General features: G+C 68.8%; 22 protein-coding genes and 1 pseudogene. 16 read left to right on the top strand and 7 right to left on the bottom strand.

Annotated features, from left to right (window positions below; all coding sequences use genetic code 11):
* Positions 1-44: 44 nt before the first annotated feature.
* The 3 genes from WS75_RS05815 (at position 45) to WS75_RS05805 (ending at position 2,202) form a co-directional block, all read left to right on the top strand.
* Positions 45-920, top strand: coding sequence for a PilZ domain-containing protein (locus WS75_RS05815; protein WP_059679563.1), 876 nt, complete (start codon positions 45-47; stop codon positions 918-920).
* Between the two features lie 276 nt (positions 921-1,196).
* The gene (locus tag WS75_RS05810; RefSeq protein ID WP_059679562.1) at positions 1,197-1,526 is read left to right on the top strand and encodes a DUF4148 domain-containing protein; all 330 of its coding nucleotides are present in this window, start codon (positions 1,197-1,199) and stop codon (positions 1,524-1,526) included.
* A gap of 271 nt (positions 1,527-1,797) precedes the next feature.
* Complete coding sequence (locus WS75_RS05805) at positions 1,798-2,202, top strand: lysozyme inhibitor LprI family protein (protein WP_059599432.1); 405 nt, start codon at positions 1,798-1,800, stop codon at positions 2,200-2,202.
* 51 nt (positions 2,203-2,253) lie between these two features.
* On the opposite strand, the gene WS75_RS05800 is transcribed toward WS75_RS05805, so the two are convergent.
* A complete protein-coding gene (locus WS75_RS05800) occupies positions 2,254-2,901 on the bottom strand; it encodes a response regulator (protein WP_059599433.1) in 648 nt (215 codons plus the stop codon).
* On the bottom strand, positions 2,898-5,009 hold the full coding sequence (locus WS75_RS05795) for a PAS domain-containing sensor histidine kinase (RefSeq protein WP_059679561.1): 2,112 nt from the start codon (positions 5,007-5,009) through the stop codon (positions 2,898-2,900). Before WS75_RS05795 ends, WS75_RS05800 begins: the two co-directional genes overlap by 4 nt.
* Before the next feature lie 319 nt (positions 5,010-5,328).
* Here WS75_RS05795 and WS75_RS05790 point away from each other — a divergent pair, with 319 nt between their 5' ends.
* The 5 genes from WS75_RS05790 (at position 5,329) to WS75_RS05770 (ending at position 10,878) form a co-directional block, all read left to right on the top strand.
* Positions 5,329-5,799 carry a universal stress protein gene (locus tag WS75_RS05790; protein WP_059679560.1) on the top strand — a complete coding sequence of 157 codons (471 nt, stop codon included), beginning with the start codon at positions 5,329-5,331 and terminating at the stop codon, positions 5,797-5,799.
* A 370-nt stretch (positions 5,800-6,169) separates the two neighbouring features.
* Positions 6,170-6,676: a cupin domain-containing protein gene (locus tag WS75_RS05785; RefSeq protein ID WP_059679559.1), complete on the top strand. Its 507-nt coding sequence runs from the start codon at positions 6,170-6,172 to the stop codon at positions 6,674-6,676.
* Positions 6,677-6,842: 166 nt separating this feature from the next.
* Positions 6,843-7,868, top strand: coding sequence for a DedA family protein/thiosulfate sulfurtransferase GlpE (locus WS75_RS05780; RefSeq protein ID WP_059679739.1), 1,026 nt, complete (start codon positions 6,843-6,845; stop codon positions 7,866-7,868).
* Between the two features lie 440 nt (positions 7,869-8,308).
* Positions 8,309-9,691 carry an amino acid permease gene (locus WS75_RS05775; protein ID WP_059679558.1) on the top strand — a complete coding sequence of 461 codons (1,383 nt, stop codon included), beginning with the start codon at positions 8,309-8,311 and terminating at the stop codon, positions 9,689-9,691.
* 251 nt (positions 9,692-9,942) lie between these two features.
* Positions 9,943-10,878, top strand: coding sequence for a universal stress protein (locus WS75_RS05770; protein WP_059679557.1), 936 nt, complete (start codon positions 9,943-9,945; stop codon positions 10,876-10,878).
* Positions 10,879-11,380: 502 nt separating this feature from the next.
* Here WS75_RS05770 and WS75_RS05765 read toward each other — a convergent pair.
* Entirely contained in the window at positions 11,381-11,791 is a 411-nt protein-coding gene (locus WS75_RS05765) for a hypothetical protein (RefSeq protein ID WP_059679556.1), read from the bottom strand.
* Positions 11,792-12,378: 587 nt separating this feature from the next.
* On the opposite strand from WS75_RS05765, the gene WS75_RS05760 reads away from it, so the two are divergent.
* Together WS75_RS05760 and WS75_RS05755 are read left to right on the top strand one after the other, a co-directional pair.
* On the top strand, positions 12,379-12,633 hold the full coding sequence (locus WS75_RS05760; protein ID WP_059679555.1) for a DUF3562 domain-containing protein: 255 nt from the start codon (positions 12,379-12,381) through the stop codon (positions 12,631-12,633).
* Between the two features lie 259 nt (positions 12,634-12,892).
* Complete coding sequence (locus tag WS75_RS05755) at positions 12,893-14,692, top strand: methyl-accepting chemotaxis protein (RefSeq protein WP_059679554.1); 1,800 nt, start codon at positions 12,893-12,895, stop codon at positions 14,690-14,692.
* A gap of 53 nt (positions 14,693-14,745) precedes the next feature.
* On the opposite strand, the pseudogene WS75_RS05750 reads toward WS75_RS05755, so the two are convergent.
* Positions 14,746-15,784: pseudogene (locus WS75_RS05750) on the bottom strand (sigma-54 interaction domain-containing protein).
* Between the two features lie 356 nt (positions 15,785-16,140).
* Between WS75_RS05750 and WS75_RS05745 the strand changes: the two are divergent.
* Positions 16,141-18,093: a hybrid sensor histidine kinase/response regulator gene (locus tag WS75_RS05745; RefSeq protein WP_059679553.1), complete on the top strand. Its 1,953-nt coding sequence runs from the start codon at positions 16,141-16,143 to the stop codon at positions 18,091-18,093.
* Between the two features lie 157 nt (positions 18,094-18,250).
* Positions 18,251-18,823 carry a DUF4142 domain-containing protein gene (locus tag WS75_RS05740; RefSeq protein ID WP_257129331.1) on the top strand — a complete coding sequence of 191 codons (573 nt, stop codon included), beginning with the start codon at positions 18,251-18,253 and terminating at the stop codon, positions 18,821-18,823.
* A gap of 34 nt (positions 18,824-18,857) precedes the next feature.
* On the opposite strand, the gene WS75_RS05735 is transcribed toward WS75_RS05740, so the two are convergent.
* The 3 genes from WS75_RS05735 to WS75_RS05725 form a co-directional block, all read right to left on the bottom strand.
* Complete coding sequence (locus WS75_RS05735) at positions 18,858-19,358, bottom strand: PRC-barrel domain-containing protein (RefSeq protein ID WP_059679552.1); 501 nt, start codon at positions 19,356-19,358, stop codon at positions 18,858-18,860.
* 65 nt (positions 19,359-19,423) lie between these two features.
* Complete coding sequence (locus WS75_RS05730; protein ID WP_059679551.1) at positions 19,424-19,855, bottom strand: CBS domain-containing protein; 432 nt, start codon at positions 19,853-19,855, stop codon at positions 19,424-19,426.
* A gap of 339 nt (positions 19,856-20,194) precedes the next feature.
* Positions 20,195-20,443 carry a hypothetical protein gene (locus WS75_RS05725; RefSeq protein ID WP_059679550.1) on the bottom strand — a complete coding sequence of 83 codons (249 nt, stop codon included), beginning with the start codon at positions 20,441-20,443 and terminating at the stop codon, positions 20,195-20,197.
* Positions 20,444-20,964: 521 nt separating this feature from the next.
* Between WS75_RS05725 and WS75_RS05715 the strand changes: the two genes are divergently transcribed.
* From WS75_RS05715 to WS75_RS05700, 4 genes are all read left to right on the top strand, one after another.
* A complete protein-coding gene (locus tag WS75_RS05715; RefSeq protein ID WP_059679548.1) occupies positions 20,965-21,276 on the top strand; it encodes a hypothetical protein in 312 nt (103 codons plus the stop codon).
* 207 nt (positions 21,277-21,483) lie between these two features.
* A complete protein-coding gene (locus WS75_RS05710; protein ID WP_059679737.1) occupies positions 21,484-22,362 on the top strand; it encodes a MipA/OmpV family protein in 879 nt (292 codons plus the stop codon).
* Between the two features lie 105 nt (positions 22,363-22,467).
* Positions 22,468-24,168 (top strand): VRR-NUC domain-containing protein, encoded by a 1,701-nt coding sequence (locus WS75_RS05705; RefSeq protein WP_059679547.1) that lies wholly within the window; start codon positions 22,468-22,470, stop codon positions 24,166-24,168.
* The gene (locus WS75_RS05700; protein ID WP_059679546.1) at positions 24,165-26,465 is read left to right on the top strand and encodes an ATP-dependent DNA helicase; all 2,301 of its coding nucleotides are present in this window, start codon (positions 24,165-24,167) and stop codon (positions 26,463-26,465) included. Before WS75_RS05705 ends, WS75_RS05700 begins: the two co-directional genes overlap by 4 nt.
* Positions 26,466-26,485 lie beyond the last annotated feature (20 nt).

The following is a 26,485-nucleotide window of genomic DNA, read 5'->3' as shown; positions in this document are numbered from 1 at the left end:
TAACGTTGTCACAACAGCTCGCGCGGTCACTCCGCGCCCTTCCGATGCGGTTCATCACAGATCACGTCGCGCTCGCGCGCGATGACGTCCCCGCCGGCGTACCGCTCGGCTTCGATCTCTACGATGCGGGCGGCGCCGCGCTGCTGCCCGCCGGCACGACGCTGCACGATCCCGCGCAGCATGCTTTCCTGTTCGATCACTTCCAGCCCGTCCGCCGGCGCGATGACGCCGAGCCCGCCGCGCCGGCGCCCGACACCGTGCCGGCGGCCGCGCGCATGGGGCTGTCGGCCGGCGCCGCGATCGGCATCCGGCGGCGGGTTGGCGCGACCCGCATGCTGCAGCGCTGCCGGTTGATCGGGATCGGCGCATCGGGTGCGCTGTTCGTCGAGCCGCAGCCGGCGGTCGTGCTCGACTTTGCCCGCGGCGACGACGTCGAGGCGGTCGCGATCGGCCGGTCGGCGGTGTCGCGTTTCGGTGCGACGGTCGAAGCGGTGCAGGCAACGGGCGCCGCGCCGTTCATGGTGCTTTCGCCGCCGGGCTTCGTCGGGCGGCTGCGCACGCGCGCGGAGCCGCGCGTCCAGGTACGGATCGCGGCCCGCTGCACGGGCGGGCCGGCGCACGCGGAGGGTATCGGGATCGTTCGCGATCTCAGCTTGAACGGGCTGTCGATCGCGCTCGACCGGGCGCTCGCGGCGGCCGGCGAGCCGTTGCACGTGCAGTTGCCGTATAGGGAGGAGGACCGTGTCGCGTTGCTCACGCTCGACGGCACGGTGCGCGCGGTGCATGCCGATCCGGCGATGCCGGGCTGGGCGCTTCACCACGCGGCGTTCGACGAAACGGCTGCCGACGACCGGATTCGCCTCAAGGCGTTGCTGTTCGACCTGTCCATGGGAGCCACTGACGCGGATCAGGTCCGCTGATGCCTTGAACGGGGCAAACGTGGCAGCCGCGGCGCGGTGGTCCACGGCGGGGCGAGTCGATCCCCCGGGCGAACGCATGCTGCCGCATATTGGGTTCGGATGCGTCCATAATCCTCTGATGAATCTGCCGAACGCGTGGCAATTGTATGGATTCGGTCAACAGTGAATTTGCGATTTAAGTATTTACCCTGATAGGCAAGCCTCCTAGACTTCCATTCATGCGCAACGACTACCGAGTCCGAAGCGCCTGACAAAACAATTTGGAGGTAACGCATCATGAAATCGCTGATCAAGGCAGTTGCACTGGCCGCTCTGGTGGCCGCACCGGTCGTCTCGTTCGCCCAATCGAACCAGCAGCCGCTGACGCGCGCGCAAGTGCGTGCCGAGCTGGTCCAGCTCGAAAAGGCCGGCTACAACCCGAACGACTGGATCAACTATCCGGAAAACATCCAGGCCGCACAGGCAAAGATCGCCGCGGCACAGAACACCGGTGCGCAGGCTGACGTAACGGGCTACGGCCCGAGCCCGGTCGCGTCGTCGCAGTCGGGCCAGCGTGTGGCCGTGCCGGAAGCAGCCGATCGTTCGTCGGTGTACTTCGGTCACTAAGTAAGCCGTCGGCCGGGCGGCCTGCGGGCCGCCTGCAAAGCCGTACCGAAAAGCCCGCACGCGTGTCGAGTGCGGGCTTTTTTGCGTGCGCGGCAAGCGTGGCGCGGGCTGACAATCCATCGCGTGTGCGCTAGCATCGCGGTCGGCATTGCCACGCTGCGGCGGCCGCGACGGAGGTCGCGCCGATCGGCCGGCGAGGTCGCGCACCGAGGCGCGGCGGCAAGCCCGGCATCACGTTCCACGACTTCAACGAAAACAAACAGGAGCATCCATGCGTGTCTTGACCGGTCTGCTGTGCGCGCTGGCGCTGACGGCAAACGTTGCCCATGCGCAGGCGAATTGTGCGGACGCGACGGATCAGGCGGCGATGACGGCGTGCGCCGATCGCGCGTACAAGAAATCCGACGCGGATCTGAACCGCACTTACCAGGCCGTCACCGCACGGCTGCGCGATGCGAAGCCGCTCGCGGAGAAACTCGTGAACGCGCAGCGCGCGTGGATCGCCTACCGCGACGCCGAATGCAACTTCTCCAGCGCGAACGCCGAAGGCGGCAGCGTGTATCCGATGGTCGTGTCGACCTGCCTCGACGATCTGACCAAGACGCGCAACGAGACGCTGAAGGGGTATCTGTCCTGCGAGGAAGGCGACCTGGCCTGTCCGGTGCCGGGGAAGTAAGGCCGTGCAACGTCCGGCCGGCCCGCACGCCGCGCGGCCGGCACGGTGCGGCTAGACGTCGTCCGCTTCGTCGAGCAGCTTGTGCCGGATCGCGTAGCGGACCAGCGCCGCTTCGTGCGGCATCTGCATTTTTTCCAGAATCCGGGTCTTGTAGGTGCTGACCGTCTTCGCGCTCACGCACAGCGCCTGCGCGATCTCGGTCAGGGTCTGTCCGGCGGCGATCCGGCGGAACACGTCGAACTCGCGATCGGACAGCCGCTGGTGCGGCAGCGTCTCGGCCGGTTCGTTCAGGCTCTGCGCGAACTGCTCGGCCATCGCGAGACTCACGTAGACGCCGCCCGCTGCAACCTTGGTCACCGCGCCGACCAGTTCGGCGCTCGCGCTTTCCTTGGTCAGGTAGCCCGACGCGCCGGCGCGGAACGCGCGCACCGCGTATTGCTGTTCCGCGTGCATGGTCAGCACGAGCACGCGCAGCGCGGGCTTCTCGTCCTTGATCTGCTTGATCAGCTCGACGCCATTGCGGCCCGGCATCGAAAGGTCGAGCACCAGCACCTGCGCGGGCGTCGAACGAATCAGCGCGATCGTCGACGGCCCGTCGCACGCTTCGCCGGCGACTTCGAACGCGGTGGCGTTCTGGAGAATGTGCCGCAGACCGTCGCGCACGAGCGTATGGTCGTCGGCGATGAGCACCTTGATCATGTGAGGGTGGTTTCCTGTTGAACGGTGCCGAGCGGGAACGCGACCGTGATCGAGAAGCCGCGTGCGAGCGCGGTATCGATCGTCACGCTGCCACCCAGCATGTGTGCGCGTTCGCGAATGCCGATCAGGCCGAACGACTTGTCCTCGTGGGCGGTGCCGCCCGGTGGCGCACCGCGGCCGTTGTCCGCGACGCGCAGCACGCAGAAGCCTTCCTCGATGTCGAGCCGCAGCGCGACGCGCGTCGCATCCGCATGGCGCGCGACGTTCGTCAGCGCTTCCTGGACGATCCGGAACAGCGTGGTCGCCCCGGTGCTGGTGAACGAGAGCCCGCCCGTTTCGATGTGGCGTTCGACGTCGATGCCGTAGCGGTTCGTGAAGTCGTTCGCCAGCCACTCGATCGCGGGCACGAGGCCCAGATCGTCGAGCATCACGGGGCGCAGATCGGCTGCGATGCGCCGCACCGACGCGACAGTCGCGTCGATCAGCCGGCGCATGCCCTGCAGTTGCGACAGCACGTCGTCGTCGGGTTGCGCACGGTTCGGCGCGCGCAGCTGCTGCTCGATGACCGACAGGTCCATCTTCAGCGCGGTGAGCTGCTGCCCGAGGTCGTCGTGCAGTTCGCGCGCGATGCGGGTCTTTTCCTCTTCGCGCACGTTCTGCAGGTTCGCCGACAGCTCGCGCAGCTCCTCGCGCGACTGCTTCAGCGCATTCTCGGCGCGCTGCCGCTCGGTGATGTCGCGCAGCATCACCGTATAGAGCTTGCCCGACGCGTCGCGGATCTGCGAGATCGACGCCTCGATCGGGAATTCCTCGCCGTTGCCGCGCAGCCCGAACAGCACGCGCTGACGGCCCATTTGCCGCTCGGACACGCCCGTCACGCCGAACTGGTCGACGTGCTTCGCATGCGCGGCACGAAACCGCTCGGGGATGAAGCGCGACAGCGGCGCGCCGATCGCTTCCATCGCCGATACGCCGAATACCTGTTCGGCCATCGGGTTGAAGATCACGACCGTCTGCTTCTCGTCGATCGTGATGATCGCTTCCATCGACGAACGGATGATGCCCATCATCCGCGCCTCGTTCAGGATGCCGCGGCTGCTGGCGCCCGTATCGGCGGTGCCGGCGCGGCCGCGCAGCAACGCATGGACGAGTGCCGCGAACGCGAACGACGCGATCAGCCCTGCGGCGAGCACCGTGCCCGCCGCGCGCTGCGCGCCGGTCGCGCTCGGGCGGCCGTCCGCGGAATAGGCGAGCGTCAGCACGGTCCCGCCGAAATTCAGCTGGTCGCTGCGCCGCATCAGGTCGGGCGACGCCAGGGCCTCGTCGGTCGTCGTCTCGGCGCTCGCGATCGGCCGAGGATCGTCGCCGGCGCTCAACCGCAGGTCGAGCCCGCGTTCCGCGTCGAGCGCGCGCTCGATCAGGCTTTTCGGGCTCACCTGCGCGAACAGCACGCCGTCGGCACCGGTTTCACGGGCGCCGGCCTGTGCGGCGGTCGTGCGCGGTGAAGCCGTGGCGGGCAGGAACAGCGTGAGGGTGCGCGCATCGCGTGATGCGTCGTCGTCGGCCGAATGGATGCCGAGTGCGACATCGCCGGTCCGCAGCGCGCGCGCGAGGGGGGCCTGATCCGATGCACCGAAGTGCACGTCGGCCGAGCTTGACGCGGGCGCACCGAGCGTCGCCACCGCGAGCGGGCCGGCCGGCATCGGCGCTTGGCCGGCGAGGGCGCTGCGCGCCGCGGGCGACAGCGGCGCATAGCCGAACTGCCGGATCGGCGAACGCCCGCTGTCGAGCTCGAGCGTGTCGGCATACCGGCGCCATTGCTCGGGCGTCATCTGTGGCGCGAGCGCGAATGCGCCGCGCGTGCTTTCGAGCACGGCGACGGCGGCTTGCAGCTCGTGGCGCAGCATCGCCGTCACGTGCGTGGTGCGTCGCTCGAAGCGCGTATGGACGGCGCCTTGCCACTGCTCGCGAACGAGCAGCGCAACGCCGAGCGACAGCGCCGCGCCAGCGAACAGCGCAACGACGCCAGCCGTGAGCGGCTGGCGTAACATGATCTGGAAGCGCGCGGGCCCTCGGGCGTCACGCGGCGGGGTTCCACTGGCGGTCATTCGATGGCCATTCTGGTGTCGGGGCCGCCCGTGGCACTCGGGCGGCGCGGTATAACCGGGAAAAATCGCACCGGCCGCGTGCGGTATCTATTTTCAAGATGAAATTGTGCGCGTTTTACACGTTTTTTGTAATAGGGTCAGCTAAAAATGAGATAGTCAGGCGGTGCAGCGGGCGTTCCGGCCGCGATTGATACGCGTCAACCGGTGTGTCCGCACGTGGGGCAGACTGTTCGGCAGGCGAGCCGGCATCGGGCCGGCTTGCGGTGACGGGGGCGTCGTTCGCGCGATGTGCGGCGGGCTTCCGGTCGGAGGGCGGACCATGTACAAGCGGATTTTCGTCGGGCTCGATGGGGGCCCGAGTGCGCGTCTTGCGCTGAACGAGGCGATCCGGATCGCGGCGGCATCCGGCGGCGAGGTCACGTGCGCGTATGTCGTTGAGCACCGGCCGCAGCTCGTCGACGTCGATGCGGGCTTCGCGGCCGAACACGACGGCGACGCGGCGGCAGCCGAAGCGGCGACGCTCGTGCTCGACGATGCGAAGGCGGCGCTCGCGCAGCGGCACGTGCCGGGCACCGTGCGCGCGCTCGACGCGTACGGCGAGGACATCGCCGCGGTGCTGATGCGCACGGCGGCCGAGGCCGGCGCCGATCTGATCGTGATGGGCACGAGCGGGCGGCACGGCCTGCGCCGGCTGCTGCTCGGCAGTGTCGCGGAATCGCTGCTGCGCGCGGCCGATCGGCCCGTGCTGCTGGTGCGCCACGACGAGCCGGCCGCGGCGCCAACCGCGTGACGGCGCGGTGCGGCGTCGCGCCGTGAGCGGCGGGCAGGCGGCTGCCGCGCGGATGGCGGTGTGATGGCGGTGTGATGGCGGTGTGATGACGGGCGCGGCGGTGCGTCCGCTGCATCGATCGACGTGCCGCCGATATCTTGCGTCGCTACGGCGTGAGCGCGTAGCGCCGGTTGCGTCGCGTCCCGCACTTCTGGCAGCATCGGCCGGTGTTCGCTTCATCGTCGCGCGCCGCGTTCAGCGCGCGATCCCGTCGCTGCGTGCATGGCCGCGGCGATCGACGCAGCGGCACGCGACGTCGGCCGATGGGATTCCCGAGCGGCCGGGCCGTGTGTCGCGTGCCCGGTTCAATCCTTCACCGACGTCATCCGCCATGCCGATCTCCGCCGCCGACCTGATTCACCAGTTCGATCTGCAACCGCACCCCGAGGGCGGCTATTTCCGGGAAACCTACCGCGCGGCCGACACGGTCGTGCGTCCGGCCGACGGCGCGCCACGCGCGGCGTCGACCGCAATCTATTACCTGTTGTGCGACGGCGCGTATTCGTCGTGGCACCGGATCCGTTCCGACGAGGTCTGGCACTTCTACGCGGGCGATCCGCTCGAAGTGTGGGTGCTCGACGAGCGCGAGGGGCTGACGATCCACCGGCTCGGCAACCCGCTCACGCATCCCGGCACCGTATTCCAGGCGGTCGTGCCGGCCGGGCGCTGGTTCGGCGCGCGTTGCGCGTCGCCGGAGCACGTCGCGCTCGTCGGCTGCACGGTCGCACCCGGGTTCGAGTTCGCGGAATTCGAACTCGCGGACGCGACGGTACTGGCCGCGGCGTTCCCCGAGTACGCGGAATACGTGGCGGGGCTCGCGCAGCGCCCCGACGCGTGAGCGCGGCGGCCGCCGCCAACGGTAGGTGTTCCGCGCGGTCCGGGCCAAACCCGTTTAGAATGCACGACTGTGCAGGATCGGCCGCGGACGTGCCGCGGCGACCGCTGTCAGCCGTATCGACGGCCTCCCCCGTGGCACGGTCAGCATGTCTTTCAGGAGCGCCGCCGTGTGGCACTTTCCCATTGCGATTCCCTCGTCGCTCGGCCCGTGGGCCGTGTTCGCGAGCGTACTGATCACGCAGCTCGGCGTGCCGGTGCCGGCCGTGCCGATGCTGATTCTCGGCGGTACGATGGCGGCGATGGGGCAGGCGTCCTGGACAAGCATGTTCGCGGCGGCGATCGGCGCGACGATGCTTGCCGATTCGCTGTGGTTCTTCATGGGCCGCACGCGCGGCCGTCGCTTGCTGAACGGCCTCGTGCGATTCTCGCTGTCGCTCGACACGACGCTGCGCTTCGCGCGTAATGTATTCGAAAGATTCGGCGCGCCGCTGCTCGTCCTTTCCAAATTCCTGCCGGGCCTCGGCCTTGTGTCGGCGCCGCTGCTCGGCACGACCGCGATCGGCATCGGCGTGTTCCTGTTCTGGGATCTGGCCGGCGCGTCGCTGTGGGCTGCGTTCTGGCTCATCGGCGGCGCGGCCGTGCATGAGCAGATCGTGCAGTTCGTGCTGTGGGTGCGCGCGAGCGGCGGCACGATCCTCGACGCATTCCTCGCGATCTTCATCACGTTCCTGCTCTACCGCTGGGTGCGCCGCGTGCAGTTCCGCCGCTACCTCGCGCAGGTGCGCATCTCCCCGCCGCAGCTCGTCGAGATGATGACCTCGAACGAGCCGCCGCTGATCTTCGATGCACGGCCGCGCGCGATTCGCGAACGCGAGCCGTATCGGATCTCCGGCGCGGTGCCGGTCGATCTCGATTCGCCTGACCTGCTGGATCCGGAGCTGCTGAAGCGGCCGATCGTCGTGTATTGCGTGTGCCCGAACGAGGCAACGGCGAAACGCCTGATCGCGAAGATGCAGCGCAAGAAGATGCTTCACAACATCAAGGCGCTGAAGGGCGGGCTCGATGCGTGGGAGAAGCACGGCTATCCGGTCGAGCCGCTGCCGGCCGATCTCGATTCATCGAGGTATTTCGTGCGGCCGGAGCATGGGGCGCTCGCAGGCGAATATACGGTGCGGGCGACGCTGTCGAAATAAATCGTGCGCGGGATCCCGCGCACATCCCGATTTGGCCTCCGATTTCACACATCGCATTACCGCTAAAAATCGGCTGGCGAGAAACCGCTGATTATTCTTATAATCCCGCCTGCATATTGCGTGCTTGATTGCGCGCATTCGACGCGCGTTCGTTCGCACCGAAAACGGTTGATCCCGTAGCCGACCACCACGCGCACATCCCCGTCGAACGGGCCGCACGGGCTTAACCCGTGAAAGGCCGGATCCGTTTTCCGGATTGTTCCGGAGAATGTCGATAATCAACGGCGATTCCAATCGGAGTGGCGCAGTATCCGCAACGTTTTTCATCCGGAAAACGGCGGTGGGGGTTTTGCGTTTTCGGTTTTCCGGTATCGGCATGAACGGCCACGCATTGACATCCACAATGACGGCGGCCCGTTCGCGGCTGCCAGGAGACGGACTTGAAACAACCAGAAGACCAGCTGCACCGCGGGCTGGAGGAGCGACACATCAACCTGATGGCGCTCGGCGCGACGATCGGCGTCGGCCTGTTCCTCGGCTCGGCCACCGCGATCCGCACGGCGGGCCCGGCCATCCTGCTGACCTACCTGCTGGGCGGCATCGCGATTTTCCTGATCATGCGCGCGCTCGGCGAAATGGCGATCACCAATCCGGTCGCCGGCGCGTTCAGCCGCTATGCGCGCGACTACCTCGGCCCGCTCGCGGGCTACCTGACCGGCTGGACCTACTGGTTCGTGTGGATCGTCACCTGCATGGCGGAGATCACCGCAGTCGGCGTCTACATGCACATGTGGTTCCCAGGCGTGCCGAACTGGATCTGGGCGCTCGCGGCGCTCACGGCGATGGGCGCGGTGAACTTCATCGCGGTCAAGCTGTACGGCGAATTCGAGTTCTGGTTCGCGCTGATCAAGATCGTCACGATCGTGCTGATGATCATCGGCGGCGGCCTCATGATCGCGTTCGGCATCGGTAACGGCGGCGTCGCGACGGGCATCTCGAACCTGTGGGCCCATGGCGGCTTCATGCCGAACGGCATCGACGGCGTCATCGGCGCGCTGCCGATCGTGATGTTCGCGTATCTCGGCGTCGAGATGCTCGGCCTCACGGCCGGCGAGGCGCGCAATCCGGAGAAGTCGCTGACGAAGGCGGTGAACTCGGTATTCTGGCGCGTGCTGATCTTCTACATCGGCGCGCTGTTCGTGATCATGTCGCTCTATCCGTGGGACCAGATCGGCACGCAGGGAAGCCCGTTCGTGATGACGTTCTCGCGGCTCGGGATCCCGGCGGCCGCTGGCATCATCAACTTCGTCGTGCTGACCGCGGCGCTGTCGTCGTGCAACAGCGGGCTGTTCAGCACCGCGCGGATGCTCTACAACCTCGCGCAGCAGGGCCAGGCGCCGGCCAGCCTCGGTCGCGTGAACCGCAACGGAGTGCCGGTGTACGGCGTCGCCGTGTCGGTCGCGCTGCTGCTGATCGGCGTGCTGCTCAACTATCTGGCGCCGCAGCAGGTGTTCACGTGGCTGACGTCGGTGTCGACGTTCGGCGCGATCTGGACGTGGTGCGTGATCCTGATCGCGCAGATGCGCTTTCGCCGCACGCTGTCTGCCGACAAGATCGCGCGCCTGCCGATCCGCGTGCCGTTCTATCCGCTCGGCTCGTTCGTCGCGCTCGGGTTTCTCGCGCTGGTCGTCGTGCTGATGGCATTCACGCCGGACACGCGTGTCGCGCTCGTGATCGGCCCGGCGTGGATCGTGCTGCTCGGCATCGCATACGCGGTGTTCCATGCGAACCGCGCGGGCGCACCCGCGTCGACGAAGTCGTAAGCAAACCGGGGCAAAAGTCGCCGCGCCGCGTGCCGCACGCGTGCGGCGGCGCATGGCGGCCCGCACGGGGTTTGATCGCGATCATGCACGCGGGGGCCGGACGACATATGCTGTTTGAATCGTTGTCCACGCTTCGCGTGGCCGTCCGCCGATCCCTGCGACCGCGTCGGCCGTTCGTCCGCCGCGCGCAGCTGCCCGCGCGAAGCTCCGGTCGTCGTCCGCGACGACGCGTCCGCCAGGAGACCTTCGCCATGCAATCCAGCCCGACCATCCCGCCGCTCGCTCGAATTTCGCTGGCCGTCGACCTGACGCCGGAGTCGCTGGCCGCCGCGCGCTACATGCGCACGCTGCTGCGTCCCGGCATGCAGGTGCGCATCGTCTGCGCGATCGACAATCCGCGTCTCGTGCTGCCCGACATTCCGCGCGTCGATGCGCTGCTGACCTCGGCGCGCGAGGAGATGACGCGCGAAGCGCAGGCGACGCTCGAGCGCATCGCGGCACTGTTCGCCGGGAGCGGCGCGGAGATCGAACAGGTGATCATCGACACGTCGGTCACGGGCGGCACGGTGGCCGATGCACTCGCGAACGACACGTCGGCATCGCACGCCGACGTGCTCGTGGTCGGCGCCAATCCGCACCATGGACTGTTGCGGCTCGTCGAGGGCGCGGTGTCCGACACGCTGGCCTCACGCGCACGCTGCGCGCTGCTGATCGTACCCGCCGACTACACGCGACCGTCGGAAGGGCCGCTGCAGCGCCTGATGTTCGCCGTGGACGGCAGCGAGCCGTCGCTGCATGCGGTGCGCGTCGGGCTCGGCTTCGCGGCGCCGACGACGCTGCTGTATGCGGCCTATGTCGTCGATCGCGCGGTCCGTCTGACGGATCTTGTGCCGGTGCGCGCGCTCGAGGATGCGTATCGCGCGGAGGGCGAGGACGCGCTGGCACGGATCGGCCCGCTGTTCCATGCAACGGGGAACCCGACCAAGCGCGGCATTGTCGAAACTCGCCCGACCAGCGACGACGTCGCCCATGCGCTGATGCGCGACGCGGTGCACTGGCATGCGGAACTGCTGGTGGTCGGCACGCACGGCCGGCGCGGCATCGCGGCGTGGCTGATCGGCAGCGTGGCGCGCCGGATCGCGCATCTCGCGCAGGTGCCGGTGCTGCTCGTGCGCGGCGCGGAGTGAAAATCGCGACGCAATGGTGCAGAAGCGGACTTTTGTTGATCTGGATCAGAATTGCCGTGCGCCTGGTATGAGAGGGTGACAAATCGTCCGGCGTGGCGGGTTGCTCGTCGTCCGTGCGCGACGCGGCGATTCGACACGCCAGGTCCAGAACCGCGCGAACGGGCGCATATCTGACGCTGTTAGTTTGCGCTTCAACCGATTTCCGGAACCGTGCCACGCAGCGCGTGGCGCATCAGCCGATCACGAACTCTCTGGCGCGAGGGTAGGCAGCCGACGGCTGCCTTGGAATGACGGACGGGGTGATTTTCACCCCGTCCGCTTCCTGGCCCCGTGCAGACTACTTTCCTCGCAGGTATTGTCTTGCTCGATCCCGCCGTGCGGAACGGCGTGTGGCGGCACGCGATGTGATGGCGCGCAGCGGTCGTTGCCGATTGGCGTGACAGCCCTCGTCGCCATCGCGCAGCCCCGCGCCGCGTCGGCTGCGTTCGGCTTTTTTCGGCCTTTACGCGACGCGAGGCGCTCGCAGGCCGTGCCCGCTGCGGGCGCCGCGGCATACGCGTGCGCGCCGACGCACGCCATGCAGCCGTCCTCGTCCGCCCGGCCTGCGATTGCGCAGCCGCGGCCAGCCGGGGCGCGCCTTGCGGCGCGGCCTCACGACGACCGGTGCGTCGGCACCGGCCCGCGCGCAGAGGGCGGCGGCGAAGCGCTGCAGCGCGAGCACCGACCCCGCGACGCTCTGATATTTCTCGCGGCCGATCTGCCCGTCGAGCGTGACGAGCAGACCCGATTCGCGCGCGAGCGCGAGCAGCGCGTCGAGATCGTCGGGCGGGCGGATTGCGACCGGCACGGCAGTCGCGAACAGCAGGCGCGTGCGCCGCTGTCCGTCCCGCGCCGGGAAGTTGCGATGGGCCATGATGGTCTCCCTGCGCCCGACCCCGCGTGCCGGCTCGATGGCCGGCTGAGCGATGACCGGGTATGAACGCATCGTTCATGACTGCAGTATCCGCCGGGCAGGCCGCGTTGCCAATCGGCGCGGGCTGAAGTCGCTGTCAGACATTGCGCGTACGGTATCGGAATCCGCTGACACGCACGGCCGACGATCGGTTGCGGCGGCGCAAGGGGAGTCATCAAGCGATGTTCGGCCCCCGATCCGGTGCATTCGAACAGACGAATCGCGGCCGGCGATCATCGCTTGACGCGGGATTTCGGCCGGTCTAAGTTTTCCGTTGCATCGGCGTCGCGCGACGGTTCGTCGTACGCGCGATCGGCGATGCCGCGCCTCCGGGGGGCGTGGGCAATCCTTCCAGTCGTTCGCGGGCCACGCGCGCCGCGAATCCTGCGCGCGAGCCGATCCAGCGACGGATCGGCTCGGCGACACGCTACGTGCCGTTGATCGCGCGCAAACACGCTTCGGCGCATCGTACGCTGGGCGGCTGTCCAGTCTCTAATCTTCCAGTAGCGTCATTTTCCTCTCGTTACTCGACCGTCAGGAGCTCGTCGATGTCACAGGACAATCTGCTTGATGCTTTGAAGGCCGTCGCCGAAGAGCGCGCGATCGGCGCCGACCAGTTGCGCACGATGCTCGACGACGAAGTGCGGGCGTTGTCGTCCGATGCCCGCGTGCACGACTACATCCACGTGTTCGCGATCCGCCACCTGCGCGAACGGATGCGCAGACAGGACGAACTCGAGCGCGACACGCCAGCCAGTACGCCGAACCGGGAGCCGGATACGAGTACCAGTCAGCGTCTGTAAGGAGGCCCGCCGCGGCCAGCGCCATCGACGCCGGGACAGCGGCCGACTGCCGACCGATTGCCGACCGACGCCGACGCGCAGGCATGCCGTATCGGCAACCGCTGCGCGCAAGCGTGCCGACAACGCACGCGCGGCCGTCGGCGTCTTTCGTCATACGTTTCATCGAATCGACACAACGACCTCAAGTTCGTGGCGCGAATGCCGTTTACCCGGACAATTCGTCCACCGGGCGTTCGCGCTCCCTTACCGAGTCGTTGCCATGCTCTCGTCCCTCCGCACACGCATTCTTGCAGCGTGCGTCGCCATCGTCGTATTCGCGCTCGTCGCCACCACGCTGATCAATTACTTCATCGCGCGCACCTATAACGAAGATGCGATCGACCGCAACCTGAAATCCGTCGCCAGCGGCCACGTGGTCGGCATCGGCGACTGGGTCGCGACCCGAAGCCGGATGATCGCGTCGCTGCAGGACGCCGCGCTGTCGCCCGATCCGCTGCCGGTGTTCAAGCAGATGGCCGCGGCCGGCGGCTTCACGAACGTCTACGCGGGCTACGCGGACAAGGTGTTCCGTTTCTCCGACCCGACCGGCATCCCGCCCGACTACGATCCGACCGGCCGCCCGTGGTACAAGCAGGCCGCACAGGCCGGCAAGCCGGTCGTCACGCCGCCGTACGTCGATGCGGGAACCGGCAACCTGGTCGTCACGTTCGCGGTCCCGATCCTGCGCGACGGCGCGCTGAAGGGTGTCGTCGCGGCCGACGTCGCGATGGACAGCGTGATCGCGAACGTGAAGTCGATCCACCCGACGCCCGCGAGCTTCGGGATGTTGATCGACAGCAGCGGCCACGTCGTCGCGCATCCGGACGCGAAGCTCACGCTGAAGCCGGTCGCCGACGTGTCGCCCGACCTCGGCGGCATGGGCGTCGCGTCGCTGGCAGCGGCCGTCGCGCCGGTCGAAGTGCACGTGGGGGGCGACGCGAAGCTGGTGCGCGCGCAGGCCGTGCCGGGCACCGACTGGTACGCGCTGGTCCTGCTCGACAAATCGGAAGCGACGGCAGGGATGCGCTCGCTGCTGACCGCATCGCTGATCACGCTGGTGGTGATCGTGGGCGTCGCGTCGCTGATCGTCGGCGCGATCACGGCAACGGCGTTCCGCCGGCTGTCGCAGGTGCGCCAGGCGATGGCGTCGATCGGCTCGGGCACCGGCGACCTGACGCAGCGCCTGCCGGCTGAAGGCAGCGACGAAGTCGCCGACATCGCGCGCTCGTTCAACAGCTTCGTCGACAAGCTGAACGACGTGATGCGGCAGATTCGCGACGCGAGCGAATCGGTGCGCACGGCCGCGAACGAGATCGCCGCGGGCAACCAGGACCTGTCGTCGCGGACCGAATCGGCGGCGGCGAGCCTCCAGGAAACGGCCGCCTCGATGGAAGAGATCACCGCGACGGTCGGCCAGTCGGCGGCCGCTGCCAGCCAGGCCGACGAACGGGCGGCCGCCGCGTCGCGCATCGCGTCGCACGGCGGCGCGGTCGTGTCGGACGTGGTGTCGACGATGGGGAAGATCGAGGAAGCGTCGGGCCGGATCGGCGACATCATCGGCGTGATCGACGGGATCGCGTTCCAGACCAACATCCTCGCGCTGAACGCGGCGGTGGAAGCCGCGCGTGCCGGCGAGCAAGGGCGCGGTTTCGCGGTCGTCGCGCAGGAAGTGCGCAGTCTCGCGCAACGCAGCGCGCAGGCCGCGCGCGAGGTGAAGGTGCTGGTCGAGTCGACGGTGGCGAGCGTGTCGGCCGGGTCGGGACAGGTGCGCCAGGCCGGCGACACGATGCGCGAAATCGTGTCGAACGTCGCCAATGTGACGACGATCATCTCCGAGATCACGCACGCGGCGAACGAGCAGACGCGCGGCATCCAGGAAGTGAACCGCGCGGTCACGCAACTCGACGAAATGGTGCAGCAGAACGCGGCGCTCGTCGAACAGTCGACCGCTGCGGCGACCGCGCTGCAGACGCAGGCGAACGCGCTCGCGACGACGGTCGGGCAGTTCAAGGTCGCGTGACCTGCATCGGGCGATGCGGGCCGGGTCGCTGCGCGCCACGCGCGCGGCGACGCTCAGCCGGGGCCGCCGTCGCGCATCAGCGCCAGCCGGTTGTAGAGCGTTTTCAGGCTGATGCCGAGCGCTTTCGCCGCTTGCGGCTTGTTGCCGTCGAAGTGCTGTAGCGTCGCCGCGATGAAGCGCTGCTGCGCGTGGTGCAGTGTCGCGCCGAGCGGCAGCGCCATCGCATCGTCCGACGTCTGGTCGGGCAACATCGTCGGCTTGGGCAGCGCGACGTCGATGCCGTCGTCCGCGAGGATGTACGCGCGCTCGATCGTGTTGTGCAGCTCGCGCACGTTTCCTGGCCACGAATACGCACGCAGCGCGGCGATCGCCGCGTCGGTCAGGCGCTTGTGCGAGTGGTGCCGCACGTTGAGCGCATCGACAAACTCGTGCGCGATCGTCTCGACGTCGTCGTTGCGCTGGCGCAGTGGCGGCACGTACACCGCGAACGCGGCGAGACGGTAGAACAGGTCCTCGCGCAGCCGGCCGTCGCGCACGGCTTCGGCGGGATTGTGGCGGGTCGCCGACAGGATGCGCACGTCGAGCGGAATCGATTCGGTGCCGCCGACCCGCACGATCGTGTTCGATTCGAGCGCCCGCAGCAGCTTCACCTGCAGCGACGCGGGCATCTCCGCGATCTCGTCGAGCAGCAGCGTGCCGCCGAACGCGGCTTCGAAGAACCCTTCGCGTTGCGCGATCGCGCCGGTGAAGCTGCCTTTCTCGTGACCGAACAATTGCGCTTCGGCGATGTCCGCCGGAATCGCGCCGCAGTTGACGGGGACGAACGGCCCGTCGCATCGCGCGCTCAGGTCGTGGAGTCGCCGCGCAACGATATCCTTGCCGACCCCGCTTTCGCCGGCAATCATCACGCTGGCGCGGGTCGGAGCGATTTTCTCGATACGGCCGAGCAGCGTGCGCATCGCCGCGGAGCGGCCGGACAGCCGGCGCGCGTCGGCGCGTGGCTTCGGACGGTTTGCAGAGTCGACCATAGGCGTTCAGCGGGCCGTTTTGAAAATCGGCACCGCGCACTCCCTTCTTTGCAATATTTATCATCGACAGCGAAACCGCACGGAAGGTGCCGCGATTTAGAAATTTCCAATGTCCGGTCCGACGATGGAAGAAATAAGCGATCGCTGGGGCACGATGCCGACAGGCGGCAGCCGATGCCGCCCCATGGTGCTTTTTTACAGCCGACGAATGAAAAATCGAAACACGCCTGCCATCGCGCTCTCCGCAAACGCGGCAGGCGGCTGAGCGACGCGGCGCGACGGCACGTGCAACACCTGGCGTTGCCGCGAAGTCGCCAGGCGCCATGCGGCGGGTACGCGCGTTGCGGCGGCTCGTAGGCTCGCCCGGTCCGCTCGAGGGCATACCGTCGAGCGACGGTCGCAGGGCGATGCAGGGAAACGATGAGAACCTTTACCCGTGAGGTGTTTCGGCAGGGCGCATGGGTCGTGCTGGCCGTCGGGCTGGCGTCCGCGCTGCAAGTGTGGGCGATTCACGCCGTCGGCATGCGTGAACCGTTTACACCGCTGCCTTTCTACGTCGGTGTCGCGGCCGCGGCCTGGCTGACGTCGTTCGGCGGCGGTCTGGCCGCGACCGCCGCGAGCGCGGCTGTGATCGGCGCGTTGGGGTGGCCCGATATGCCGCTGCTCGCGCTGCTGACGCGGGCCGGCGTCTTCGTCGCGATCGGTTTCGTCGAATGCATGCTCGTGCTGGCCGTCAAGCCGCTGTTCGCGAACGACCGGCTGCGCGGAGCCGACGATGCCGAAGACGATGACGCGTGCCCGGCGAGCCGCGAACCGGCGCGTGCGCCGCTCGCACTCGACGACATCCTTCTGCGCCGCGTGGTCGACGCATCGCCCGACGCGATCGTCGGCGTCGATGCCGCACGGCGGATCACGAGCTGGAACGCGGCGGCGCGGCGCCTCTTCGGCATCGACGTCGCGGCGGTGATCGGACACGACGTCACGACGTTGATCGCGCCGCGCTGGCTGCGGCTGCATCCCGTTCCCGCATCGTTCGCGAACGCGCGCGCGCCCACCGGCCCACTCGACATCCTGTGTGTGCGTCGCGACGGCGGCCGCTTTCGCGCGACCTTCGCGGCAGCGCCGATCGTCGACGCGCAAGGCAACTGCACCGGCCTGTCGATCACGCTGCGCGAGGCGCACGAACGCCGCGACGAGCGGCGCGAACTGCGTTCGCTGCGCGGCGTGCGCGTGCAGGCCGACGAATCGAACCGGATGAAGGACGAACTGCTGGCGACCGTGTCGCATGAATTGCGCACGCCGCTGAACGTGATCTACGGCTGGGTCGAGGTGCTGCGCAGCGCCGACGGCCAGGGCTTCGCGCATCAGGCGATCGACGCGATCGATCGTAGCGCGCGGTCGCTGTCGCGGATGGTCGGCGACCTGCTCGACGCCTCATCGCTCGCGACGGGCCGGATGCGGCTCGAACGCACGCCCGTCGACCTGGTGCGCGCCGTGAACGAGGCAGTGCGCGAGCTCGACGCGAGCGCGGAGGCGCACGGACTCGAACTGTCGACCGCGTGCGCGATGTCCAACTGCGTGATCTACGCGGACGGCGAGCGCATTCGTCAGGTGCTGTCGAACCTGCTGTCGAACGCGATCAAGTTCACGCTGCCGGGCGGCCACATCAAAGTGTCGCTGACCCGCGCCGGCGCGCGCGTACGGCTGTCGGTCGCCGATACGGGGCAGGGCATTTCCGCGGATCGCCTGCCGCATCTGTTCGATACGTTCAACCGGCCGGAAGGCGCGTCCGCGTCGCCGAAACGCGGCCTCGGGCTCGGCCTGTCGATCGTGCGCGACATCGCGCGGCTGCACGGCGGCGAGGTGGCGGCCGCGAGCGACGGCGTCGGCCGTGGCACGACCGTGACCATCATGTTGCCGGTGGACTGGAGCGCGGACGACCTGATCGGCCAGCCCTTGCGGCCGAGCGGGGCGTCGACGGCGGTGGCGCTCGACGGCCAGCGCGTGCTGGTGGTCGACGACGATGCGACGTCGCGCGCGAGTCTTGCGGCGGCGCTCGAAACGCTGGGTGCCCAGGTGTCGACCGCGCAATCGGGGCGCGACGCGCTCGACGTAGTCGCGCGGCAGCACCCGAGCGTCGTGCTGTCCGATCTCGCGATGCCGGACGGCGACGGCTTCTGGCTGATCGACCACATCCGCCATTTGCCGAACGGCGGCGGGCGTCTGCCCGTCGTGGCGGTGACCGCACACGCGGGCACGGACCGGCGGCGCGTGATGGCCGCCGGCTTCGACGCGTTTCTGTGCAAGCCGGTCGACGTGCCGACACTGGCCGGCGTGATCGTCGACGTGGCGGCCGCCGGACGGCACCGCTGACGCCCGGCGGCCTCCGCAACACCCGCCAGGAGGCACGATGAAGCGATCGAACGACACGCAGCGCGACGTCCCGGGCGCCAAGCCGGCGCGCTCCGGGCGCATGCCGCTGATCGTGCGGATCCCGTTTGCCGGAAATGCCTGCTTGCTGGTATCGGGCATGCTCGCGGCGTTCTGCGCGCCGGCATTCACGCCGGCGCATGCGCAGGCACCGCCTGCATCGTCCGTTCATGTCGCGCCGGGCGTCGTCCGTCCCGGCGAGACCGCCGACGAGGCGGACATGACGCGGCGGCCGAACGGCATCGACGCGGAATTCGTCGACAAGGCAGGCATCGTCGGCAAGACGGCGCTGCAGGCGAGCGAGCTCGCGCTCGATCGGTCGTCGAATCCGGACGTGAAGGCCTTCGCGCGCCGGATGGTGGACGATCACGTTCGCATGGCCGCGGAATTACGCCGGCTCGGCGCGCAAAAGGGCCTGCCCGTGCAGACGCGCATGCTGGTCGGCCCTGGGCTGACGGCCCTGCGAACCATGCGTGGCGACGCATTCGACAAGGGTTACATCGCGCTGGCGGGACCGAACGCGCACGAGGCGGCGATCAGGCTCTACGAAGCCGAAGCGCGCAACGGTCATGACCCGCAGCTTCGCGCGTTCGCGGCAGACACGCTGTCGACGCTGCGGGCGCACCTGAGCGCCGCGCGCGCGCTCGAGCGTTCGATCGCGGGCGCGCACTGATCCGCACGGCGGCTGCGCGCGTCTGGCGCGTCGGTCAGTGGCGTCGCGGGCCGCTCTCCGGGCCGTTCGGAGACGCCTCGTATGGCGGCGAGTCGAGCGCCGTCTCGCCTTCCTCGATCAGCCAGTACGGCGACGCGCCGTAGTGCGCGTGCAGCGCCTCGGCCCATGCGGGATCGGCCATTGTCGGCCAGCGGTCCTTCTCGAAGCCCGGTGCGTTGCGCACCCGTTCGGTCGGAACGGGCAGCACGAAGCAGCGGCGCTCGACGTCGAGCGCCAGCACGTTCCACGGCACCGCGAGCAGTTTGTCGCCGATCCCGGCAAATCCGCCCGACGACACGACCGCGTACGCGATCCGGCCCGAGCGGACGTCGAGCATGATGTTCGTGACCTTGCCGATGTCGTCGCCGTCCATCGTCAGCACGCGATCGTTTTCCAGCGTGCCGGCGGCCATCACGTCCGGCCCCGGCCCGCCGGCCGAACGGCCGCGGTCGCCGACAATGCGCGCCTGCGTGCGCGACTGTCTGTCCGTTGTCATCGCTTTTCTCCTGATCGAGGCGGCACGGCGCTTACGGCGCGCGGGCAGCACGGATGGGGGGGCGCTCAGCGGCGGCGCGGCAGGGACACGTCCTCGAGCGTGTTCGCCAACTCGTCGCGCGCCGGGCCGCCCGCGCGCGTCGCGATGTCGCCCAGCGACACCATGCCGACGATCCGGTGGTTGGCGTCGAGCACCGGCATCCGGTGCAGCTGGATGTCGGCCATCCGCTGCTGCACGTCGCCGACGCCGTCGCCCTCGACGCACCACTGCACCGGCGCCGATGCGACCACTTTCACGGGAGTATCGGGCGGATGCCCGTACGACAGCGCGCGGACCGCGAGGTCGCGGTCCGTCACGATCGCGACGAGCCCGGTGTCGTCGCACACCGGCAGCACGCCGATGTCGAAGCGCTGCATCAATTCGGCCGCATGGCGAATCGTGTCGGTGGGCGCGACGCAGACCACGTCGCGCGACATGATTTCATTGACGCGATACATGAACGCCTCCTTCGTGAGCGAGACGATGCGGGAGCAGGACGCGTGCCGCGGTCAATCGACAGGCGCCGGACCTGCACGGCCGTGCCACGGAGAAATTTGCCAGCCGGGTTGTACATCTTCCACGGCGGCAGCCGTGGTCGGGCCGCGCGCTGCGCTCAGTGTCCGACGCCCGTCATCACGACGATGGCGAGCACCAGCGCACTCTCGATCGCGGCTAGCGCCGCGACGCCCGCGGCGCCGCTGACTTCGTGCCATGCACGTTCGATGCGTTTCATCAGTTCGCTCCGGTTGAGCCGGCCCGTTGCCGCGCTCCCGCGCATCGCGGGCCGGGTGCCGCCGTCAGCCGTGATCGCGGGGCGGTGGCGGGGCGTCGGGCGCGCGACGTTCGCGCTCGCCGGACGGCCTGGCGGGATCGATGCGGGTTGCGCCGCCGACGGCGGGCGGATCGCTGGCCGGGAACGACTCCTCGAGCCCTTCGTCGATGCGTTCCTCCGTCTTGTCTTCGGACGGCTTGCGCGACGTGGCCAGCGGGAGCGGGCCGGCAGCCGGTGACACGGCGTTGCGGCTGCCGGGGGCGGATGCGGTCATGATCGAACCTCCTTACGGGTACGACGACCGCAAGCGCCGTGCCCGCGCGGCGCGGGCGGCATGACGCTTGCAGTCGTCGAGGCGGCCGGGCGGGCAAACCATGCGGGCTGCCCGCAGCCGGTGTGGACGAAAGGACATCGTGATGATTGAACCCAGGGAAAGGATACGTTACGACGCGAACGTGTGTGGCGGCGACTTCCGTGATGTGCACGAACGGTTCGACATATGCGCGGCCGCGGCGCCGGGCAGGCACACCCGTTGCGCGTGCTCGCCACGCCAATCGACACGCGCGAGCCGCCGCGCAGGAGTGAAATGAGCACGCGATCCATGCTGCACCGTCCCGAGCCGACGCCCGACGTCGATCCCGACCCGGCGCTGCCCGAGCACGACGATCCGTTCGATCCGCCCGTGCCCCCGGGGCAGCCGCTCGGCGATCCGCCGTCGCAGCCGCCGCCGATGCGAATGCCGGGCGGGCGCAGCCAATCACGGCCGGCCGCGCGATCACTGAAAGGAGGACCATCATGGACATTCACGTGCAATCGCCCGACAAGCGCGCGATCGCCCAGGCGCTGGGCCGCTATTTCGAGTCGCGTTCGCTGCGCTATCACATCGAGGAGTTGCCGGGCGGCGTGCTGCATATCGGCTTTCGCGCGAGCGGGCGCCCGGTCGCGGTTACCGTGTCGTTCGACGACACCGCCTATGACACCTACACGCACTGGGACGCGAGCCAGAAGCAGCTCGCGCTCGGGCGTCTCGCCGACGGCTTCTCGCGCATGATGGCGAAGCGCAGTCCGGCCGCGCTGGCCGGCGACTATCACGTCGAGCGTTTCTGAGTCCGCAATTCTGCACCGGTTCGTACCGGAAATCGGCAAAGTGCCCGTGCTCAACGGGCGCTTTGCGGCTTCGCCGCGCGTCGCGTAGGATGATGACAATTCAGCGCACGCTACGTTCGCGCCGTCGGCTGCCTGCCGTTTCAGCCGATCGGGATGCGACGCGCTTTCCCTTAGGTTCGTTTCATGCAACCGACGGAGATCGCCTTGATGACCGTTGCCCGCCCGTTCTTGTCGCCCCGCACCCGCCGGGTCGTGTCCGGCCTGTCGGCCTTCGCCGCGCTGGCGGCGGCAGGTGTCCGCGACGCGTCGGCGCAGACGCCTTCGCCGCTCGGCGAATGGCAATACTCGGCAGGCGTCCCGCTGCAGAAGCTGTTCACCCCGACGGTTCCGACGTGGCAGGTCAGCGTCGGTGCGGCGATGACGCTCCAGCCGCGCTACGCGGGTTCCGATCGCTACCGCGTGATGGGCGGCCCGAACGTGGACGTGCGCTATCGCGACCTGTTCTTCCTGTCGACGGGCGAGGGGCTCGGCGCGAACGTGCTGCGCGGGCCCAACTGGCGCGTGAGCCTGTCGGTCGGCTATGACCTCGGGCGCCGCTCGGCCGACGACCTCGACCACCTGAACGGGCTCGACAACATCAACGCGGCGCCGGTGATGAAGCTCGCGGCCGATTACGTGATCTCGAAGGATTTTCCGCTCGTGCTGCGCGCGGATGTTCGGCGCAGCATCGGCGGCTCGAACGGCTGGATCGGTGATTTCTCCGCGTACATGCCGATGCCGGGCAGCAACGAGCATTTCTTCTGGTTCGCCGGGCCGACGGTGTCGTTCGCCGATTCGCGCTACATGAACGGCTGGTTCGGCGTGAACTCGGGTGCGTCCGCGCGTTCGGGGCTGCCGACCTATTCGTCGGGCGCGGGGATGAAGTCGTTCGGCGCCGGCGTGACGATGGTCTGGTTCGTCGACAAGCACTGGTTCGTGACCATGGACGGCGCGATCGAACAGCTCGTCGGCCGCGCAAGGCGCAGCCCGATCACGCAGCAGTCGACGAACGGCGTGTTCGACATGTCGGTGAACTACCAGTTCTGATCGGATCGGCGCTGGCGAGGCGGCCGGACGGGGCCGCGGCATGCAGCATTTTTCGTCACATTTGATATGATTCCGACCTGTACAAACGTACAGTGATCGATCCCCGTGACGCCTGCATCGCCGACGCCCCCGGCGTTTTACTACCTGACCAATTTCGAACGCGCGCTGGCCTGGCTCGGCGAGCGTTACGACGACCTGCTCGATGCGCGCGAACACGCGTTTCTTCGGGATTTCGCGCAGTTGCCGAAAGTGTCGCGCGCGTTGCTCGTGCGCATGCTGATGCGCAGCGGGTCCGACTTCCGTGCGAGCAAGCTCGTGTATGACGAGATCGGCAGCACGCTCGACGCGGCCACGCCACTCGTCGAGCTCGGCTGGGTCGATCCGGCGCCCGCGCTCACGCTCGACGAGCTGTTCGCGCTGTCGACCAAGGCCGATCTCCTGAAGGTATTCCCGTCGCTCGCCGCGCACGCGGGCGAGCGCAAACCCGACTGGCTCGAACGGCTGCGGCCCGCGCACGACGTGGCGCAGCCGCTCGACGCCTGGTGCGCGCAGGCCGACGATCGCGTGCTGCGCGTGACGGTCGGCGCGCTGTGCGATCGGCTGCGACTGATGTTCTTCGGCAATCTTCATCAGGACTGGAGCGAATTCGTGCTCGCCGATCTCGGCGTGTTCCAGTACGAAAGCGTGCCGTTCGCGCCGTCGTCTCGCGCGTTCCAGCAGCGCGACGACATCGAGACATATCTTGCGCTGCAGACCTGCCGCGAAGCACTCGATGCGTGGCCCGACGACCTGCCGTTCGACGCGCTGCTGCAGGCGATCGACGCGGTCGGCTGCGCGCAGCCGTGGCTCGCGACGCGCCGCGCGAAGCTGCTGTTCACGCTCGGGCAGACCTGCGAGCGCCGCGCCGACTGGACCGCCGCGCTGGACGCGTATGCGCGCAGCGCGTGGCCGGGCAGCCGGCACCGGCGCATTCGCGTGCTCGAACGCTGCGGCCGCGACGACGATGCGCTCGCGCTGGCGCTCGAGGCGCGCAGCGCCTTCGAAAGCGACGAGGAGCGTCAGCGCGTCGAGCGGATGCTGCCGCGCCTGCAGCGCCGTCTCGGGCAGCGGGTCGAACGCGCGGGCAGCGCGCCTGACGTGCCGCGCGAGACGCTCGTGCTTGCGCGCCCCGACGCGTTCGTCAGCGTCGAATACACGGTGCGCGACCACCTTGCACGGCCCGACGCGCCGGTTCACTACGTCGAGAACACGCTGATCAATTCGTTGTTCGGGTTGCTGTGCTGGGAGCCCGTGTTCGCGGCCGTGCCCGGCGCGTTCTTTCACCCGTTCCAGCGCGGCCCGGCCGACCTGCACGCACCCGATTTCGCGGTACGCCGCACCGCCGCATTCGCCGCCTGTTTCGCGCAACTCGATTCGGGCGCGTACCGCGACACGATCCGCCGGCACTACGCCACGAAGATGGGGTTGCAATCGCCGTTCGTGTTCTGGGGCGTGCTGACCGACGCACTGCTCGACGAGGCGCTGGCATGCCTGCCGCCCGAGCACCTGCGGCTGTGGTTCACGCGCCTGCTCTCGGATATCCGCGGCAACCGCTCGGGGCTGCCCGACCTGGTCCGTTTCTGGCCCGGCGAGCGGCGCTATGAGCTGATCGAGGTGAAGGGCCCCGGCGACCGGCTGCAGGACAACCAGACGCGCTGGCTCGCGTACTGCATCGCGCATGCCATGCCGGTGCGCGTCGTCGATGTCGAATGGGCGGGCGCGGGCGAGGGCGTCCGGCAGGACGAAGCGGCGGGGTTGTCCGCATGAGCTATGTCGTCGCGGTGCGGGCGATGTGCGAGTTCACCGCGCGGCGCGGCGATCTCGACTTGCGCTTCACGCCCGCGCCGACCGCGCTCGAAGGCATCGCGGGTCACGGCGCCGTCACGTCGAAGCGCGGCGCACGCTACGAAACCGAGATCGCGCTGACCGGCACGTGGGGCACGCTCACCGTGCGCGGGCGCGCGGACGGCTACGATCCCGTCGCGAACCGGCTCGAGGAGATCAAGACCTATCGCGGCAGCCTCGACGCGATGCCGGCCAATCATCGCGCGCTGCACTGGGCGCAGGCGAAGGTCTATGCGCACCTGATGTGCGACGCACGCGGCCTCGCGGAAATCGACGTCGCGCTCGTGTATTTCGACATCGTGTCGGAGCGGGAGACCGTGCTGACGGAGACGCTCGGCGCAAGCGCGCTCGCCGCGTTCTTCGCCGAGCAATGCGCGTGCTTCGTCGGCTGGGCCGAGCGAGAGACCGCGCATCGCGCGGCTCGCGACGCGGCGCTGCGTGCGCTGACGTTTCCGCACGGGCAATTCCGCAGCGGTCAGCGCGAGCTGGCCGTGTCCGTCTATCGGGCGGCGCGCGACGAACGCTGCCTGATGGCGCAGGCGCCGACGGGTATCGGCAAGACGCTCGGCACGGTGTTCCCGCTGCTGAAGGCATGCGGCGAGGGCGAGCTCGATCACGTGTTCTTCCTGACCGCGAAGACGCCCGGCCGGGCGCTCGCGATCGAAGCGGCGACCACGCTGGGCGCCGGCACGCCGGCGCTGCCGCTGCGCGTGCTGGAACTCGTCGCGCGCGACAAGGCGTGCGAGCATCCGGACCGCGCGTGTCACGGCGAATCGTGCCCGCTTGCGCAGGGCTTCTACGACCGGCTGCCGGCGGCGCGGGACGCGGCGATCGGCACCGGGCTGCTCGATCGCGACACCGTGCGCGAGGCGGCCCTCGCACACGACGTCTGTCCGTACTACCTCGCGCAGGAGCTTGCGCGCTGGTCGGACATGATGATCGGCGACTACAACTACTACTACGACGGCAGCGCGATGCTGCATACGCTCGCGCAGCAGAACCAGTGGCGTGTCGGCGTGCTCGTCGACGAGGCGCACAACTTGCTCGATCGCGCCCGCAAGATGTACAGCGCATCGCTCGACCCGTTCGCGTTCGCGGCCGCGCGCGAGGCCGCGCCCGCGGCTCTGCGCAAGGCGTTCGACCGGCTCGCGCGCGCGTGGGGCACGCTCAATCGCGCACAGGCCGAGCGCTACGCGGCGTATCCGGAGATTCCCGGCCCGATCGTGACGGCCGTGCAGAACCTCGTCGCGGCGATCGGCGAACACCTGACCGATGCGCCGCGTGCGAACGGCGACGCGCTGTTGCGCTTTCATTTCGAGGCGATCCAGTTCGGTGTGCTCGCCGACGCGTTCGACAGCGCGTCGATCTTCGACGCGACGCTGCACGGCGAGCCGTTGCCGCGCCACTCTGGGCTCGACGGCGTCGCGCCAGCCGCGCGCCGGCGCCGCATCCAGTCGACGCTGTGCGTGCGCAACGTGATTCCGGCCGGCTTTCTCGCGTCGCGTTACGCAGCCGCGCGCGCGACCGTGCTGTTTTCCGGCACACTGAGCCCGTTTCATTTTTATCGTGACACGCTCGGACTGCCGGCCGACACGGGCTGGCTCGACGTCGACGGGCCGTTCCGCGCCGAACAACTGACCGTGCGCGTCGCGAGCCACGTGTCGACGCGCTGGCGCGACCGCGACCGTTCGCTCGAACCGATCGTGGACCTGATCGCCGCGCAGTATGCGACGCGGCCCGGCAACTACCTCGGTTTTCTCAGCAGCTTCGACTATCTCGGCCGCGTCGTCGCGCTGATGCAGACGCGCCACCCGGACGTGCCCGTGTGGGCCCAGGCGCCCGGCATGGCCGAAAGCGAGCGCGACGCATTTCTCGCTCGCTTCGACGCGGGCGGGCGCGGGGTCGGCTTCGCCGTGCTGGGCGGGGCGTTCTCGGAGGGCGTGGATCTCGTCGGCGAGCGGCTGATCGGCGCGTTCATCGCGACGCTCGGGCTGCCGCAGGTCAACGATGTCAACGAACAGATGCGGCGCGCGATGGATGCGCGCTTCGGCAACGGATACGACTACATGTATCTGTACCCGGGTTTGCAGAAGGTCGTGCAGGCGGCCGGACGCGTCATCCGCACCGAACACGACGAGGGCGTCGTGCATCTGATCGACGATCGTTACCGGCGGCGCGAGGTGCGCGATCTGTTGCCGCGGTGGTGGCGGATCGGGTGACCTGCCGGACGGGCGTCGTG

Origin of the sequence: Burkholderia sp. FL-7-2-10-S1-D7 (assembly GCF_001524185.1) — a bacterium.
GTDB lineage: Bacteria > Pseudomonadota > Gammaproteobacteria > Burkholderiales > Burkholderiaceae > Burkholderia > Burkholderia diffusa.
Note: the sequence above shows the minus strand (reverse complement) of the source record. Positions and strands in the feature narration are given on the sequence as shown.

Bases quoted from the DNA above. Each gene is read 5' to 3' on its own strand.
- WS75_RS05815 (WP_059679563.1), top strand. From the start codon at position 45: ATGCGGTTCATCACAGATCACGTCGCGCTCGCGCGCGATGACGTCCCC.
- WS75_RS05810 (WP_059679562.1), top strand. From the start codon at position 1,197: ATGAAATCGCTGATCAAGGCAGTTGCACTGGCCGCTCTGGTGGCCGCA.
- WS75_RS05805 (WP_059599432.1), top strand. From the start codon at position 1,798: ATGCGTGTCTTGACCGGTCTGCTGTGCGCGCTGGCGCTGACGGCAAAC.
- WS75_RS05800 (WP_059599433.1), bottom strand. From the start codon at position 2,901: ATGATCAAGGTGCTCATCGCCGACGACCATACGCTCGTGCGCGACGGT.
- WS75_RS05795 (WP_059679561.1), bottom strand. From the start codon at position 5,009: ATGACCGCCAGTGGAACCCCGCCGCGTGACGCCCGAGGGCCCGCGCGC.
- WS75_RS05790 (WP_059679560.1), top strand. From the start codon at position 5,329: ATGTACAAGCGGATTTTCGTCGGGCTCGATGGGGGCCCGAGTGCGCGT.
- WS75_RS05785 (WP_059679559.1), top strand. From the start codon at position 6,170: ATGCCGATCTCCGCCGCCGACCTGATTCACCAGTTCGATCTGCAACCG.
- WS75_RS05770 (WP_059679557.1), top strand. From the start codon at position 9,943: ATGCAATCCAGCCCGACCATCCCGCCGCTCGCTCGAATTTCGCTGGCC.
- WS75_RS05765 (WP_059679556.1), bottom strand. From the start codon at position 11,791: ATGGCCCATCGCAACTTCCCGGCGCGGGACGGACAGCGGCGCACGCGC.
- WS75_RS05760 (WP_059679555.1), top strand. From the start codon at position 12,379: ATGTCACAGGACAATCTGCTTGATGCTTTGAAGGCCGTCGCCGAAGAG.
- WS75_RS05755 (WP_059679554.1), top strand. From the start codon at position 12,893: ATGCTCTCGTCCCTCCGCACACGCATTCTTGCAGCGTGCGTCGCCATC.
- WS75_RS05745 (WP_059679553.1), top strand. From the start codon at position 16,141: ATGAGAACCTTTACCCGTGAGGTGTTTCGGCAGGGCGCATGGGTCGTG.
- WS75_RS05740 (WP_257129331.1), top strand. From the start codon at position 18,251: ATGCTCGCGGCGTTCTGCGCGCCGGCATTCACGCCGGCGCATGCGCAG.
- WS75_RS05735 (WP_059679552.1), bottom strand. From the start codon at position 19,358: ATGACAACGGACAGACAGTCGCGCACGCAGGCGCGCATTGTCGGCGAC.
- WS75_RS05730 (WP_059679551.1), bottom strand. From the start codon at position 19,855: ATGTATCGCGTCAATGAAATCATGTCGCGCGACGTGGTCTGCGTCGCG.
- WS75_RS05725 (WP_059679550.1), bottom strand. From the start codon at position 20,443: ATGACCGCATCCGCCCCCGGCAGCCGCAACGCCGTGTCACCGGCTGCC.
- WS75_RS05715 (WP_059679548.1), top strand. From the start codon at position 20,965: ATGGACATTCACGTGCAATCGCCCGACAAGCGCGCGATCGCCCAGGCG.
- WS75_RS05710 (WP_059679737.1), top strand. From the start codon at position 21,484: ATGACCGTTGCCCGCCCGTTCTTGTCGCCCCGCACCCGCCGGGTCGTG.
- WS75_RS05700 (WP_059679546.1), top strand. From the start codon at position 24,165: ATGAGCTATGTCGTCGCGGTGCGGGCGATGTGCGAGTTCACCGCGCGG.